The organism is Chryseobacterium sp. D764, assembly GCF_019317325.1.
Classification (GTDB): Bacteria; Bacteroidota; Bacteroidia; order Flavobacteriales; family Weeksellaceae; genus Chryseobacterium.
On the sequence record NZ_CP079219.1, the window covers coordinates 683502 to 699564 of the forward strand.

18 protein-coding genes and 1 tRNA gene are annotated in these 16063 nt (G+C 34.6%); 12 read left to right on the forward strand and 7 right to left on the reverse strand.

The genetic code is table 11. The features are described 5' to 3' along the window. Nucleotides 1-95 precede the first annotated feature (95 nt). Together KYG33_RS02945 and KYG33_RS02950 are read right to left on the reverse strand one after the other, a co-directional pair. Nucleotides 96-884: a PhzF family phenazine biosynthesis protein gene (locus KYG33_RS02945; protein WP_077417712.1), complete on the reverse strand. Its 789-nt coding sequence runs from the start codon at nt 882-884 to the stop codon at nt 96-98. Between the two features lie 65 nt (nt 885-949). Next, nucleotides 950-2572 (reverse strand): AraC family transcriptional regulator, encoded by a 1623-nt coding sequence (locus tag KYG33_RS02950; RefSeq protein ID WP_219072643.1) that lies wholly within the window; start codon nt 2570-2572, stop codon nt 950-952. A 430-nt stretch (nt 2573-3002) separates the two neighbouring features. Between KYG33_RS02950 and KYG33_RS02955 the strand changes: the two genes are divergently transcribed. The 5 genes from KYG33_RS02955 (at nt 3003) to KYG33_RS02975 (ending at nt 6521) form a co-directional block, all read left to right on the forward strand. Next, the gene (locus KYG33_RS02955; protein ID WP_317043624.1) at nt 3003-3440 is read left to right on the forward strand and encodes a helix-turn-helix domain-containing protein; all 438 of its coding nucleotides are present in this window, start codon (nt 3003-3005) and stop codon (nt 3438-3440) included. Between the two features lie 4 nt (nt 3441-3444). Then, nucleotides 3445-3768, forward strand: coding sequence for a transposase (locus KYG33_RS02960; RefSeq protein WP_077417708.1), 324 nt, complete (start codon nt 3445-3447; stop codon nt 3766-3768). Between the two features lie 81 nt (nt 3769-3849). Further along, on the forward strand, nt 3850-4737 hold the full coding sequence (locus KYG33_RS02965) for a hypothetical protein (RefSeq protein ID WP_257468902.1): 888 nt from the start codon (nt 3850-3852) through the stop codon (nt 4735-4737). 10 nt (nt 4738-4747) lie between these two features. Continuing rightward, nucleotides 4748-5602, forward strand: coding sequence for a hypothetical protein (locus tag KYG33_RS02970; protein ID WP_228408861.1), 855 nt, complete (start codon nt 4748-4750; stop codon nt 5600-5602). Between the two features lie 7 nt (nt 5603-5609). Then, nucleotides 5610-6521 carry a hypothetical protein gene (locus KYG33_RS02975; RefSeq protein WP_180563679.1) on the forward strand — a complete coding sequence of 304 codons (912 nt, stop codon included), beginning with the start codon at nt 5610-5612 and terminating at the stop codon, nt 6519-6521. 188 nt (nt 6522-6709) lie between these two features. On the opposite strand, the gene KYG33_RS02980 is transcribed toward KYG33_RS02975, so the two are convergent. Then, nucleotides 6710-7303: a Crp/Fnr family transcriptional regulator gene (locus KYG33_RS02980; protein WP_180563680.1), complete on the reverse strand. Its 594-nt coding sequence runs from the start codon at nt 7301-7303 to the stop codon at nt 6710-6712. Between the two features lie 932 nt (nt 7304-8235). Between KYG33_RS02980 and KYG33_RS02985 the strand changes: the two genes are divergently transcribed. Then, complete coding sequence (locus KYG33_RS02985) at nt 8236-8391, forward strand: bacteriocin-like protein (RefSeq protein WP_219072645.1); 156 nt, start codon at nt 8236-8238, stop codon at nt 8389-8391. Nucleotides 8392-8636: 245 nt separating this feature from the next. Next, nucleotides 8637-8792, forward strand: a complete 156-nt coding sequence (locus tag KYG33_RS02990) for a hypothetical protein (protein WP_180563681.1) — start codon at nt 8637-8639, stop codon at nt 8790-8792. A gap of 214 nt (nt 8793-9006) precedes the next feature. On the opposite strand, the gene KYG33_RS02995 is transcribed toward KYG33_RS02990, so the two are convergent. Further along, nucleotides 9007-9654, reverse strand: coding sequence for an FMN-dependent NADH-azoreductase (locus KYG33_RS02995; RefSeq protein ID WP_219072646.1), 648 nt, complete (start codon nt 9652-9654; stop codon nt 9007-9009). A gap of 442 nt (nt 9655-10096) precedes the next feature. Here KYG33_RS02995 and KYG33_RS03000 point away from each other — a divergent pair. The 4 genes from KYG33_RS03000 (at nt 10097) to KYG33_RS03015 (ending at nt 13186) form a co-directional block, all read left to right on the forward strand. After that, nucleotides 10097-10170, forward strand: a tRNA-Ala gene (locus tag KYG33_RS03000). A gap of 486 nt (nt 10171-10656) precedes the next feature. Next, nucleotides 10657-11427, forward strand: a complete 771-nt coding sequence (locus tag KYG33_RS03005) for an HAD family hydrolase (RefSeq protein ID WP_232538939.1) — start codon at nt 10657-10659, stop codon at nt 11425-11427. A 107-nt stretch (nt 11428-11534) separates the two neighbouring features. Then, nucleotides 11535-12110: a Crp/Fnr family transcriptional regulator gene (locus KYG33_RS03010; protein ID WP_077417696.1), complete on the forward strand. Its 576-nt coding sequence runs from the start codon at nt 11535-11537 to the stop codon at nt 12108-12110. A 65-nt stretch (nt 12111-12175) separates the two neighbouring features. Beyond that, nucleotides 12176-13186: an NAD-dependent epimerase/dehydratase family protein gene (locus tag KYG33_RS03015; RefSeq protein ID WP_077417694.1), complete on the forward strand. Its 1011-nt coding sequence runs from the start codon at nt 12176-12178 to the stop codon at nt 13184-13186. A gap of 4 nt (nt 13187-13190) precedes the next feature. Here the strand turns inward: KYG33_RS03015 and KYG33_RS03020 are convergent, their stop codons facing one another. Then, complete coding sequence (locus KYG33_RS03020) at nt 13191-13673, reverse strand: hypothetical protein (RefSeq protein ID WP_077417692.1); 483 nt, start codon at nt 13671-13673, stop codon at nt 13191-13193. Nucleotides 13674-13884: 211 nt separating this feature from the next. Beyond that, on the reverse strand, nt 13885-14568 hold the full coding sequence (locus KYG33_RS03025; protein ID WP_219072647.1) for a hypothetical protein: 684 nt from the start codon (nt 14566-14568) through the stop codon (nt 13885-13887). 384 nt (nt 14569-14952) lie between these two features. On the opposite strand from KYG33_RS03025, the gene KYG33_RS03030 reads away from it, so the two are divergent. After that, the gene (locus KYG33_RS03030; RefSeq protein ID WP_180563685.1) at nt 14953-15321 is read left to right on the forward strand and encodes a hypothetical protein; all 369 of its coding nucleotides are present in this window, start codon (nt 14953-14955) and stop codon (nt 15319-15321) included. Nucleotides 15322-15360: 39 nt separating this feature from the next. On the opposite strand, the gene KYG33_RS03035 is transcribed toward KYG33_RS03030, so the two are convergent. Then, a complete protein-coding gene (locus KYG33_RS03035; protein WP_219072648.1) occupies nt 15361-15999 on the reverse strand; it encodes a hypothetical protein in 639 nt (212 codons plus the stop codon). Between the last annotated feature and the right edge of the window lie 64 nt (nt 16000-16063).

Sequence of the window (16063 nt, forward strand, 5' to 3'; positions counted from 1 at the left end):
ACTAACCAAAGATGATTAATGCCTTTTTTGCTGTCATTTCAATATATCCTTCTCTAGAACGAGTTGTTTGACTATTCAGTTGGATAGGGATAATATTATTCTATCCATAAATGTCCCATAGAATAGGTTTTACCTTTACCCGCAACGATAACTCTTTCATTTTTATTTTCGCAATACAGCTGTCCGCCTCTTTCAGACAGCTGGCGGGCAAAAAGTGTATCTTTTCCTAATCTTGAAGACCAGAACGGAATGAGCGAGCAGTGGGCAGAACCGGTTACAGGATCTTCGAGAATAGAGGACTGCGGAGTAAAATATCTTGAGACAAAATCACTGTCTGTACCGGCTGCCGTTACAACAAGACCGCCAGGATCCAGATTGATAAGGTCAAAAACAGATCTTTCAATTTTGATATTTTTGATGTCGTCCTCAGAATCATAGAGCAGAATATAATCTCTTGATTTGAAAACTTCTTTGGGCTGTATATTGAGTGCTTCGGATATGCTGTCCGGAAGAGCAGCTGCTTCAGGCATTCTTGAAGGAAAATTCATATAGTAAACACCATCTTTAACCTCAACCGTTAACTCACCGCTTTTAGTTTCAAAAATGATTGTATTACTCTGATAGTTTAAGATGGAGATGAGGCAGTGCGCTGTAGCAAGAGTAGCATGTCCACATAAGTCCATCTCTATTTCGGGCGTAAACCATCTCAGGTGAACAGTACTGCCATTGTTGATAAAGAAAGCTGTTTCGGCTACGGCATTTTCGCGGGCAATTTTTAAAAGTAACTCATCGGGTAACCAGTTTTTTAAAGGAACAACACAGGCAGGATTTCCATGGAAAATTTTTTCAGTAAATGCATCTATTTGATATAATTCTAACTTCATGATTGATAAAAATTTCTGTCTCTAACGAAGATACTCTATTTTTCAGACAATTGTTGACAGATTCATCACTCTGCTGTTTTTTCTTTTTTCAGCTGACTGATAAAATAGGAAGGACTTACCCCGGTTTCTTTTTTAAATATAACCGCAAAAACTTCTCTTGAAGAGAAACCGCAAGCTTCTGCCAGATAGCTTATTTTATATTCTCTGAAGATAGGAGTATCATATAACTTATTTGTAATGAATTGAATCCGAAGCCCATTAATATAATTATTGAAGCTTTTATTTTTATACTGTTTGATAATCTCTGACAGATATCTTGGGTTGGTAGCCAGTGAATTGGATAAAGAGGTTAGTGTCAGATCTTTTTTCAGGAACTTTTCAGATTTTTCAAATTTTGAAAGTTTACTCAGTAACAGAGTCGTAGTTTCTTCAGAGATGATTAGATTATTTTCTGGTCCTTTATTTTCTGGTTTGATTTCAGTGTCTTGCTTTTCAGTAACCTGTACTTCTTTTTTCAGATTCTCAATAATTGTTTCATATCGCTGATGAAGCTTATTTTGATTTCGTTTCCAATACCACCATCCTCCTGTAACAAGAACCAGGGCTATGATAAAAAAAACGGCGGCGAACTGTAAGATATTATTCTGATGAACTTTATCTTTTTGCAGATTTATTTTTTTAATAGTTTTATCAGCAGACATCTTGTTTGAATGGGCTAAACTATCGCTAAGGTTTGAATAAAGAGCCATATATTTGATGGTAGAATCTTTATTTTTAAGACTTTCAAAAGAATTGGTCAAAGTAGCATATGCAGCTACTCTGCTGGCAGGGGAATGTGTTCTCTTTTCTAATTGTAAAACTTCCTGTGCATACTCAATGGCTTCTGTATTTTTACCCTGTTCCGAATAGAAGTGTCCCAGATAATTTAATATAGGAATTTTATCAACTTTCATCTGAGTAAATTTCCTTTGATTCAGGATGTTTAAAGATTTTTGCAGGTATTCTTCAGCAATATCCAGTCGTTTGGGATTTGAAATCATCGCATAATACATTCCTATATTCATATAAAGATATGAGATCATGTCATACTTTTCATCTGTCTGCCGGGTATTTTCAAGATCACTTATTTTTTCTGCTTCCTGCAGGCTTTTTTTGAAATACAATAGAATAGTGTCCTGATGAGCTTTTTTAGGAATATAATAGCCGGCCGTTAAACCCTGGTAAATATGTGCCCTGTTAAAGTGTTTTTTGTTTTCATCGGTAAGTTTATTAACGAAATATTCTGCCTTATGAAGTTCTTTATAGTTTTCATCAAAAAGACCAAGTGCTGAAAGAGCAGTTCCTCTCTCAATATATGCCATAGCAATAGATTCGTTATCGCCAGCTGCCTTGGCTGCCTTTTCTACTTCATAAGAGTATTCAATAGACTTTTCATTTTCATCAATATTATGATAGAGCATCATTATGTTCTTTACGCTTGTAAGGATAGATTCTCTGTCATTAATGTCTTTAGCATCTTGTAATATCTGTAAATAAAGCTGAATCTTTTTCTTAGGATCAAGAGATATATTTTTAGCGGATGCTAATTTCTTGTTGATACTTTGTTTGGTAATGGTTCGGTTATTTATTTGGGCGTGGTAAAAACCGAAAATGATACAGGCGAACAAAAGAATAATGTTGTTTTTCATCCTAGTTAAATTGTTTTTTCTGTTTGCAATTTTAGCGTTATTTTAAGTAATTATCTTTCATTTAAATGTAATTATTTCGGAATTTATATGGCTGTTTTCATAGATAAATATCTGATTATTAATTTTATTCGTGTTAATCGGTGTTTTCATACATTGTCATTTCTTTTTATTCTATTATGTGATTTTAACCCTGGATTTTGCCTGTTTCGGGAATGTAATATAAACCGAATTTCTTACTACACACACTCATTTGGTGTATGCCAATCATCTACATTTGCGATTGAAGAATACTTTATGCTGTGATAAAGATTTAAAAAAATATATCAGTTAAATCTAAATAAATGTGCAATAAAACAGCCTTTGATATAAACACAAAATTCTAAAACAAAAACCTGAATGATGAAAAAAATAACTGTAAAAATCTTCCGCAATGATTCTGGATCTTAAAAATATTCATATAGGATCTTTGATAAAGCTGCGTATTGAAGAATGGAATATCAATGTACTCCGGATATGTAAATTTCTGAAATGTACAGAAGACGAATTGAATTCTATGTTATCAGAAAAGTCTCTGGATTCTGAAATCATATTGAAACTAAGTACACTGCTGGAATATGATTTTTTCAGGCTTTATTCTCAGTATCTGATCCTTTATGCTCCTCAAGCAATTTCAAATGATTCTGAAAAGAAAACCGCCCTTCCCCAATACCGGAAAAACATATATACAAAAGAGATGGTAGACTTTATTTTGGATCAAATTGATAGTGGAGGTAAAACACAAATGCAAATTGTAAAAGAGTATAGAATTCCAAGATCTACTCTGTACAAATGGGTGAGCAAATATGCACAATCAAAAAAGAAAGATTAAATAAATGAAGAACACGCCTGATTATAAAAAAATTTTTAATGATATAATCAATATAAAATTCCCTGAAAAAAAAGAGATATGCAGCCATTTATTAGATAAATCAGATTTATCGGTACTTGATATTATAGATCTTAATGAGCTTCTTTTCAGAAACAGTTCCAAAGAAAACAGTGTTTTTAACCAGAAACACCGCTCTTATAATGAATCCGTGATTTATCAAATATTAGAATATCAGAAAAAGAACCGGCTGAACAATTCCCAACTTGCCGGACATTTTAAATTAAGCAGGAATACTGTTACTAAATGGAAAAGTCTTTTTCCGATCTAATATTTTTTAACCTTTTAAAAGATCTGTCATGGATCAAACTTCAATAGTTCAATTAAAAATATAAAACAGATGAATAAAAAAATGATCATAGTAATACTGGGGGGTATGCATGGTTTTTTTTCTCCGGTAGATGCCCAAACAGGGATAGGTACCTCTAATCCTCAGGGTATTTTACATGTAGATGGTGCCAGAGATAATGCTGCTGTCGTAATGCCAACAGTTACCCAGGCTGCAAACGATTTTATTATCAATAAGACTACAGGTTTTTTAGGGCTGGGAGTTCTTGCACCTAAAGTAAAGCTTGATATGAGGTCTGCAGGCCCGGAAAATGCTCTGGGCCTAAATACCACCACAATGAGTGCGGCTTCGGCAGGAGCAGGAGCTGTACGGTACGATGTCATCAATGCACCTGTAGGAGCAAAGATTGAAGTATCAGATGGTTCGGTGTGGAGTAAGGCCTATGTTGCTCCCCAGAAGGCGGTTGTAGTGGCACGTAAAATTACAAGCCAGTCAATAACACAGGGCTCGGCAACTAATATTGGTAACTGGAATGTGGTACGTGATATGAGCAATAGTTTTGATGCCAATTTTGGAGTTTTTACAGCTCCCCGCGATGGTACCTATACTTTTTTGTTAACCTTTAATTTTAATGGAGTAGTTATTAATGACGGCTCCAGAGTTGAATCACAATTTTACAATACAACAACAAACACTGTTCTGGCGAGTGTGTATAAAACCTTCGGGCAATCAATGACAGGTACTTCTGATGATGCTAATGCAACCCGGTCTACACAAGCCGGTGGATCAAGTACAGTTACACTTACATTGAATGCAGGTACAAAAGTAGTGACGAGGCTCTGGCATAATCTTATTTCGAGCGGTGCTGTTACACTCAGGGTCACAAGCAACTCTACAGATCCCACCAATCCGGATGATGGGTTTAATAATTTAACAATTATCGAACATTAAAAAAATCAATATGATGAAAAAGAATAGGAATATACTCTATACACTGCTTGCCTATATTTTATGTTTTTCCTCAGGTAATCTCGTTGCGCAGGTAGGTATTTTTACTCATAATCCTGCACAGACTTTACATATAGATGCCGCAAAAGACAACGGTAATACCCCGGATGCATTGAAATTATCTAATGATATCGTTGTAAGCACAACAGGCAACATGGGAATTGGTCTGCTGAATCCTGTTACTAAGCTGGATCTTCGTTCTGCAGATAATAAAGGAATTATAGGGCTGGGAACAAGTGTACAAACACCGGTTGAGGCCGGTGCCGGTGCTATACGTTATAATACAAGTGGATTTTTAGAATACTCAGATGGAGAGCAATGGATTGCCCTGCCTCTTACAGCGCCAACCAAAGCACTTGTGAATGCCAATAAGACCTCTGTGCAAAGTATTGGAAATAATACATCCACTCCAATATCAGGCTGGAATGAGACTGTTGATTTAGGTACTGCTGTTCCCAATGGGGACTTTGATCCTTCCAATGGTACTTTTACAGCTCCCCGCGACGGATTTTATCTGGTGTCTTTTAATATTACACTAGCTAATGGAAACATTCCTAAAAATACTTTTATAGAAACCGCAATAGAAAGTAATCAGAGCACTGAGAATATTCCCATATTCAAAACATTAAACTCTTATCCTGCGTTTCAGGCAGGAGCAGTAAGCAATTTTATAAGCGGAAACTGTAACGCCATTTTCAACCTGAAGACAGGTAATACGATTAAATTCAGCGTTAAACATAATCTAGGTTCTGCAAGGAATACCTTAAATGATGGAAAATTAAATAATCTAAGTATTAGTGAGCTATAAAAATAAAATGATGATACAGCCATATAAAATCAAAGAAATATCCTTAGTCTTCACTCTTCTGCTTCTGGGAGTGCTTCATGTGAGTGCACAAATAGGATTTGGAGTAGGAAATCCTACAAATCCCGTTGAAATCAATACCGATGCCGGGAAGGTTGTTATAGACAATACGGGAAGGTTGGGAGTAATGGTTCCCAGTCCCAGGGTTGCTGTAGATTTACGCAGTGGAAATAATGGTTCAGTGGCAATAGGCAATACAGATAAAATGGCCAGCCAGGCTGGGGCAGGAGCTTTACGGTATGTTGCAAGTCCGGCCATTGGGGTAAAAGGATATTTAGAATTTTCTGATGGTATAAACTGGGTAAGTTTTTTTCCTAAAGGTAAACCCCGTATTGTAGTAATGGCCAATAAGGTAACCCAGGATACCTATCTGTTTGAAAGTGCAACACCCTCAGAAATAGGAACTAAACCTGGTATTGTACAGCGCAGGTCGTCCTACTTAACCAATTGGGTAGAAAAACTTGACTCAGATTCAGGGGTGCCTACAAACAATTTTGATCCGGCTACAGGAGAGTTTGTTGCTCCCCGAACCGGAGTATATTTTGCGACCTTTACTTTTGCACTGCAGTCCAGCCAGGTTAATACTGGAGGAAATAACCAGACAGAAGCCATTTGGGAGGTCAGAAATCAGGGAGGTACAATCACTCAAAGGGTAAAAACAAATAATGGATATGCTTCTGATACAGGAGCCAGTCCCAATGCTGTGGCAGTAGGTTCTGCATGTACCGTAAGTGTTTATTTGAACAAAGGAGACCGGTTAAGACCTTTTACCTGGATCACAGTAGCGTTTGACGGTACAATAAGCCAATTTGATATATCAGGAAGCGGAGCATACAATTCTCTGACGATCGTAGAACAATAGCGATATTGATTCATAAACAGGTTCTGAAAATATAAATTTTAATTATGGGAATCTTGCTGCTTTATCATTGTTTGACTAACAGCAATTGACTGAAAACAATACACAAATGTCTTAATATATGTTTAGAGGCATCCTTTTCAGGGTGCCTCTAAAATTATTTTTATCTGTTATTACTGAATTCCTGATTTTTAATAAAATATCTTCCTGTTCTGAACTTTTATTAAATGTGCATTATGCATTTTTTTTATTGTTCTGATAACTGTTTCCACGCGTAGTCCCGTTAAATTAGCTAACTGCTGTCTGGTGAGGGGAATCTGGAATGAATATTTGTTATTATCATTATTACCCTTCAGATAATCCATTACCGTTTTGAGCTTATTTAAGGGATTCGGTGAGGAAACATTAAATAACATCACATATTTGTAATATAGCCGCTCAGCCAGGCATTTAAACATTTTGGAGGAAACTTCCGGATTTTGTTCCAGTAAACTGAAGAAATCCGTTTTGGATAATTTAAGAACAGTACAGGTAGTTTTAGCTGTAGCATTGGTAGGATATACCTTTTCATCAAAGAGAAAAGATTCTCCAAAACTTTCTCCGTCATACAAAATGTTTTGAATAAATTCTTTGCCGTCTTCGTGATAATTGTTTAGTTCAACAATACCATTAATAATCTGATAATAAAACTTTGGCAAATTTCCTTCATGAAAAATCGTTTGATTCGCTTCAAAACTTTCATAATTTGCACCGTAGGCTAATAATAAATCTTTACTTATTATCATGTCTTTAAATTTTATAAGTTAATAATGAATTATTTTTAAAAAATTTATAAAACGCACAACAAAAAGCAAACCATATTCAGCAATTTTTGGAAAAAAAATACCACATTTTTTGCTTGCTTTTTTTAATTCCTTCACGACCATCTAGAATAAAAAAATCCCTGCCAGAAGGGATTTAATATATTTTAACATAAGTTTTATGATCTAAGTCATAATGTCAGAACTCATATTTCACTATATTTGGAATAATAAAACTAACCATGAAATAAGGATAACATAAAAGCTTGTTAAACTAAAATTATTAAAGATTATCAAAGATTATGAAAGACTTATTTTCATTAAAAGGAAAGAGGAAGGAACATATTATGAGGTATTTCAAGAAAAAGATGTACCAATTGATCGAAAAGGGTGACTGGATTACCTTTACAATTAAAAAATGGTACAGGACCATGACTATATCCTGTTTGATATGTAATGATTTAGTTACTTTAATTATTGTGAGAATAAAGATAACTCCATTTTATGAAAAATACACAGTGTTGTAGTTTTATATATACAGCGGTATTCTACGCGTATTAAGTAAAAATGAAATCCCAAAATATTTTGTTCTTCGATGGGCAGGTTGTATGTGATCAAAGGCTCCAGTTTTTTATTCCTCGCTGTTTTCTGTGGAGTAGATGCTACTAAAAAAAGAGATAATAAACTAAAACAATCCATCCTATTGGGGAACATAGCCAAGTGATGATTCCGAATAGTTTTTCAAGCCAATCCGAACTTTGAAATAATAAGCAGTCTATAATAAATTCTTTCATATTTCTAAGTTACTTTTATAGAATGTATTCTGGTTACGGAAACCCATAACGATTATTTTTTTTATGTTAAATCTCTTATTTAGGAATAATTTTTATATTTGATCCTAAACTAAAATCAAAACCATGAAAAATTTAAAGAAAATTTCTAAGGAGAAATTAAGAAGTATTAATGGAGGGCAAAAGGTATGTTTACCGGGACAAAGAGAAATGCATTGCCCTAACAGTCCGATACCACAATGCTACTGGAGAGAAAATACAATGGAATGTCCAGATTTTTAAAATACAGTCCCTCATCAAGAGGGATTTTTTATTATGGGTATTTACTTATGCTTTATGAAATGATCTTTATTCCATGCTGAAATATTGATAGTTCATCTTTTACAAGATTCAAATAATAATTCCAACGTTTTTATGATTTTGGTTATTTGATTACACTTATTGTCTATCCATTCACACTTACTAATTGTTTCTTGCCTTGGATTTTGTCCATCTTTAATTTTACAGCCTAATCAAAAATTTTTATTATGAAAAAATTATCAAGAAATGCCTTAAAAACAATTGGAGGAGGCTTTGCATGTAACTGTGGTACCAGATATATTGGAGAATTTGGCTCAATGGAATCTTGTATTTTTGCTTGTAGCGTTATTATTAAAGCGCCATGGGATCCGGAAGTTCATTAAATCATAAAGGTCGGTTATCCGGCCTTTTTTATACTCCTACAGCTGGTGTTTATTGGATTCATTTGCTGTTTTATAACGCGTTTTACTGGCAGTCAAAAGGTCACGGGTTCGAATCCCGTATTCTCTATAGAATACATTTTTTTTCTAAAAAAGCAAAACCCCAGTTTTAAGTGGGGAAAGACTAATAAGGTACTCAGTGATGACAATTTTTTTATTAATGATTAAAATACGTCTGTAAACAGCTATGTAGTTCTGCTTTTCCTTTGTCAATAAGTGCTGGTCTATGATTAGATCTTAAATCCAATCCTTCAACACGGATCAACTGAAGTTGGTTTATTCCCATAAAACTTAATATGGTTCTGACATATTGGGTGGAATGATCTGCATTCACATATCTGAAATCACGGCTGTATTCACTTCCGCTGCACTGCACATACATAATCTTTTTATCGTCGGACAATAAACCTACTGAACCATTTGAAGTGTATTTAAACGTACGCCCTGCAATAAGAATGTTATCAACAAGATCTTTGAACTTTGAAGTGATGTTGAAGTTGTGCAGGGGAGAGTATATGAGAATATAATCAGCCTCAATCCACTGCTGCAATAGTTTTTCCTGTGCTTTTTGCAAAACCGTTTCCTCTTCATTGGGCGTCTCACTATTTTTTTTCCATAAAGAAAGCAATGTTTCATCTATTCTGGGAATAATGGCCGCAGTACTGTCGTACAAATTAAGAGTATTGATTTCAATGTTTTCAATCTGGGATAAAAATTCCAAGCCACAATCCGATAACTGAACCGTTGCATGGGTGTTATCATTAAAAAGTGGATGGCAGTTTATATGTAAAACCTTTTTTTTCATGTGGTATAAAATAGATTGTTAAAAAATGAATCTCCAGTACTTAATTTCTGTGCGACAAAGTTATAAAGAGAACACTGGAATATACTTAAGCTGGTTTAAGAAAGGAATTTTCTTAAAAAGAAAAACCTCCCGGACATCAGGAGGCAAAAAAATGTATGTTTTCAGAAAATAAATTTCTGGAATTCAAATTTAATTAATGGAGATGCATTAAGCTATGACTGTGATCATAATACTGTTTGGTTTATAGGGAGGATTTACATAAAAAAAATTGGGGTAAACCAGATATATAGGGGATATTGAGACGTTATTCGATGATTAATAGTGGCTTTTATTGTCTTTGCGCATCATTTTATTTAATTTTAGTTCAATAAAAATTACAAAATAGTTGGAAATATCATTTAAATACTTACTTTTGTACCCGCTTCGCAATTAGAGAAGACATGGGGGATTGGCGCAGTTGGCTAGCGCGTTTGACTGGCAGTCAAAAGGTCACGGGTTCGAATCCCGTATTCTCCACTTGGTGTATTTGAAAAAATCTTCAAAATGCGCTAAAAGCTTATTAATCCTGCAAAATTTAATTTTTTGCAGGATTTTTTTATCTCCCAATGAACAAAATTTTCAAAGAACTCATAAAAATTGCAGCTATTCCATTTGTTTTATAAACAGTTGAACAAAGCAGTTGACCTGGATGATTTGTAAAGTTTATCACAACTATCAGACAATTATTTTCTGTGATTGATATAGATATCGTAATATAGAATTAACTGTTTTAATAGTATTTTTTAATTTTAATAATCTATCTTTAACACTAGAAATATAAGATGATGTTTTCTTTATGGAATCACGCTAATTGATCTTTTTATTCCTTAAAAGAATTTAAATAAGTTATATGTATTGTTTTATATTCGATTACATTATTTTCTATTAATGAACATCTAAGTTTTATCCTTTATTTGTTCACTGACCTATATTATGGAGCATATTAAATTAATTGTTACTGACATGGACGGAACTTTTCTGAATTCCAGTCATGAAATGAGCCCTGAATTTTCGGATGTTTACAAAGAACTGAAAAAAAGAAATATTTTATTTGTACCGGCAAGCGGAAGGCAGATGCCTGGAATTACCCATTATTTCGGGGATATAGAGAGTGAGATAGGTTTTATTGCTGAAAATGGTGGCTATGTGGTTTATAAAGATCAGGAACTTTTTGCTGATACTCTGGAGTATGAACATATTGTGGAGATCATAAAGACTGTTCGTGAAATACCGGGAGCCAAAGCTGTATTGTCAGCTAAGAAATATGCTTATTATGAAACCGATGATCAGCAGTTCGTGGATTTTTTCTCAAAGTACTATACCCAAAATATGAAAAAAGATGATCTGACGGAAAAGATTGATGATACAGCCTTTAAAATTGCTGTTTATCATCCTGATGGTTCTGAAAAGTATCTTTATCCTGCCCTTAAAAAATTTGAAGACCTGGGCCTCGAAGTTGTTATTTCCGGAGCGCATTGGCTTGATGTCATGAATAAAGATATCAATAAAGGAAATGCCCTGAAAATACTCCAGAAGTCTCTGGGAATTTCTTCTGAAAACACGATGGCTTTCGGAGATTATATGAACGATATAGAAATGCTGAAGAATGCCAAATATTCCTATGCAATGAAAAATGCCCATCCTCATGTGAAACAGATCGCTAATTTTGAAGCTTCTACTAACGATAGTTTTGGGGTATTGAAAACAATTAAGGATTTCCTGCAATTGAATTAGTTCATCTATAAAAAAATAATAATACCAGAACTATATCTTGATGAGAAGTCTTATCCATTACAGAAGTTAAGAGATTTTAAGGTAGAAGTTGTTATTTTTGTCATATTATGCATGATCAGCTGTACCAACTTATTTCGAAAAACGTAAAGCTCTCAGATTCAGACAGAGAGCTGTGTACTCAATATTTCGAACCTGTCTCGTATCTAAAAAATAGAGTAATTGAGGAAGAAGAAAAAATACCACAGTACTTGTATTTTGTGGTTTCTGGATTTGTCCGGCTTTTCCATTATAATGATAGAGGAGATGAGATAACCACCCATATCAACTGTCCTCCCGGCTTCATTACCTCTTATTCTAACTTTGCCAATCAGAGTAAATCTGATGAGAATCTGGAGTGCATTACTGAATGTGAGCTTTTACGAATTACAAAGACTGATCTTGATCTGCTTATGCAGCAAAGTCCTGCATTTAAAGACTTTAGTTTTTTGATATTTCAGCAATCATTATCCTACAATGAAAAACGTGCAAAGGAGCTGGCAACGCTTACTGCCGAAAAACGTTATTTAAAGCTGATGGCTCAAAACCCTGAAATTTTACACAATGTCCCTATGCAGTATATTGCATCTTTTTTAGGGATGAATCCTAAAAGTTTGAGCCGTATCCGAAAACAGATTGTTAAGTAACATTTGTGAAGTGATTTTGAATGGGCAACACTGAACTTTGCAGTATCATTTAAAATCAAAAAGATATGACAAGCAGAAACTTAGTATTGGTGTCAGGAGCCAATGGACATTTGGGCAACAACCTTGTAAGGTTACTCATCAATAAAGGATTTCAGGTCCGGGCATCTGTCCGCAACATCAAAAATAGAGAATGTTTCAAGGATTTAGACTGCGAAGTAGTACAGGCTGATATTACGGACAAAGTTTCATTTATTAAGGCTCTTCAGGATGTTCATACGTTTTATGCTGTAGGAGCTTCATTCAAATTGTGGGCAAAAGATCCTAAAAAGGAAATCTACGACGTAAATATAAATGGAACCCGGAATACTATTCAAGCCGCTGCTGAAGCGGGTGTAAAAAGAATTGTCTATGTAAGTTCTATTGCGGCTTTAGATTACACCAATCTCCCTACTAAAGAAAGCAATGGGTATAATCCAGACCGCCGAGATATGTATTATAATTCCAAAAACGATGGTGAAAAACTGGCCTTTCAACTTGCCAAAGAATTAGGAATAGAACTGGTATCCGTAATGCCTGGTGCGATGATAGGTGGTGAGGCATTTCTTCCTTTGAATGTCTCTTATGGTGTACTGAAGCTAATTTTAAATAAGCAAATTCCAATGGATACCAAAATAACACTTAATTGGATAGATGTAAAAGATGTCGCCGAAGGATGCTATCTTGCTGCACAAAAAGGGCGCTCAGGGGAACGATATATTTTAGCTCATGAAAAATGCATGACTATTACTGACACGACCAAATTGGCTCAGAAACTTTATCCGGAATTGAAAATCAAAATACCAGGCTCTGTTCCTAAGTTTATACTATATGCAATTGCAGGGTTAATGGAATTTTCAGCTAAAATAACTGGAAAACCTCCGTTATTAACTACAAAAGAGATTGCAATGTTTTCGGGATTACAACAGAACTTTGATATATCTAAATCCAGAAATGAACTAGGCTTTTATCCAAAAAATTCTGAGCAAACAGTGAAGGAAGCTTTCTCTTTTCTCATGGAAAATAAGAATTTGTTGTAAATGATTAGTTTGCATGACAGTTAGTAAGATATTGACGACGGATCGCTTGATATTGTTCTGTAAATAGTTCCGGTGCGGTCTTCATTTCCAGCAATGATAAGATTCTATTGAAATTTCCTTTTAAATAAAAACCTCTATGGAGTTCCAGTGATTTTTTGCCATAATATACAGTACAGACTGGAGTTTGATATTTCCCAACTATTTTCATATCTATTCCTGTAATGTCAGTCCAGAGAAATTGATGCCGTTTCAGACCTCCAGTAAATCGGATATTTGTATTTGAAATAATTAATTTTAGTCGGGTATACATTAACATACTCACAGCAATCAGCAAAAGTATAGGTACCAGAAAAATAATCTCCTTTGGAAGGTCTTTCTGCATGAGAAGACCAAATCCGGTCACAATTAAGAGAGGTCCGAAAAAATAACAGATTATTTTTAACCATTGCGGTGAGGAAAAAATTTCTTCAGTCAGTATCTGTTTCATAGTATAATAGTACAATTTTTAAGTGATGTATTCTGTTTTCGTTCAAACAAAAATAGGATGATTATCTACAGCTTAAAACAAGAATTATTAAAGTCTTTGATTAAAACATGAAAGTTAAAGTTATTAAACTAAATGGAAATGTTTGATTCTTAGATAAAAAAACAGCTACAATTGAATTGCAGCTGCCTCTTTTGAAATCAAATATCGACTATTATAAAGATCTGGAACGAGCGATGTTGATAAGATACACAAGATGTGCAAACATATTTCGTTTCACAGACTCTACTTTTATATCTCCGGTGGTCTGGTTAATCGTTGTTACAAGATCTGTATTACATTGACCATTGAAGTTACCGCTTCCTAAATAGTTTACATTATTAGCTGTTGGGTAGGAGATTCTTGGATAATCCGGTGCAACCTGGTTGGCAACAGCAGTTGTTCCACTGAATCCTTTATTATCAACATATCGGGCTGTCCAGGTTCCTAAAAACTGTCCGTTACCCGTATTGATGCTCTGTCCCACAATAATTTGGGTGTCTACAGGATTGGTAAATCCGGAACAGGAGGTATAGTGATTTAAAGAAACGGTGCAGGAAGAAGCGTTATCAGTAGGTTGAAAGCATTTTCCTTCATAGATGGTCAGCCTTTGTTCAGTGGAAGAAGTAGACGTGTTCAATAAAGCTTTCGGAGCAAAAATTTCTTCAGGAGATATAAGGGTTAAAACTCCTTGTGCATCCGCCGCAACAATTTTTTTTTCAGCATTTGAAAGTCCTCTTACTCTTACCAGACCATTGACATCTAGCGTATGAGAAGGAGTAGATGTGTTAATCCCAACCTGTGCTGTTAAACTCCCGCCAATAGCAAGTGCTGCCAAAAAGAATGTTTTTGTTTTCATGTTATTATTTGAAAAGGTTAAATTTTTCACGAATATAGGAAATAACTTTAAAACTGGTGTAGAAATCGTCTGAAATCTAATATAAAGTAATTGTAAACAGATATTGAATAAAATAATATCAAATTTCAGATAGCGTTTTTTAAATAACTCAAAGCTGATACACCTTGTATTTGTTTGAAAAATATTTGTATTTTAGCCAAAATATGTTGTTTTTTAATAAACATATTGGGTGCTAATTAAAATTCAGATAATTTGAATGAAAAAATTAGTAGATTTGCACGGAACAAAAAAATAATAAATATTAAGCACTATTCTCTGTGACGGAATTTTTAGGAGGGAAGTACATTGAGAATAACAGGATTTTAGGTTAAAACTACTGAAACTATGAAGAAACTTTTTTTACTTTTATTAATGGCGTTTTTATTTATCGGTTGCAGCTCTGATGATGATACTATCTATGATTATGTAGGAACATGGTCAGGTTCTTATGAAGGAAATGATAAAGGAGTTTGGAACTTCGTGGTAGATGAGAGTGGTAAAGTGGTAGGAACAATGCATTCCGATGTTAATAATGAAAACTACAGTATTTCCGGGAATTTAAGTGAGACAGGAGATCTTAACGCAAGAGTAGGACTTCCTTCACAAGGAGATTTCAAAGGAACGTTAACGACGGAAAAAAAAGGAAACGGAAACTGGTCCAACTCACTTCCTACACCTGCACAGTCAGGAACCTGGAAAGGAGAGAAAAAATAAAACAAGAAAGTCTGCAGAATCTACTGCAGACTTTTTTATTTAAACAAATCCCATGTGGGTAATCTCATCGTGATCATTCTTCAGGATCATAAAATAAAGGAGAACATCATTTTCTGAAAAATATTTTTTAAAAGGCCTTTGCTGTTGCTGATTCCAGCTGATTATTTCTTCAGCATATTCTGTGCTGTAATTTTCAGAATCTAATTTTATAGTCATAATGACGGCTTTATCAGCACTACAATCTTCACTTTGATAGAGGATCTGATCCTCAATTCTGATACAATCCGAAATATTAGGGAAAGTACCCAGCTGAAATTCTCTCAGAAGCTTTTTCCCTTCTTCAGTCTTTAATCCATTTTCAACCGTTCGTTTTCCCCTTCCGGAAATCATATCCAGGTCTTTGATCATTGTCATAACCTTTGCGAACTTCTGGTAGAGGAGGGGATCACCTGCTTCCTTGATATAGACTTCCAGGGTATTCCTTATAATCTTTCCAATTTTGGAGCAGTGCCCGAATTCCGAACTGTTCTGCCGGACTTTCTCATACGACGGATCCTTTTTAAAAGCCGCTTTATTGAACCCGCTTTTCTTCCGAACCACATTTTTGCCGTTCAGAGTATAAAATACAAGGTCGCCTACAGCCCCTGTGATCTTGATGAGACTTTCATATGTTGCCATATATTCAAAATAGAGATCAAATATACCAATAAATACTTGAAATCAAAATTTTAACATATATTTA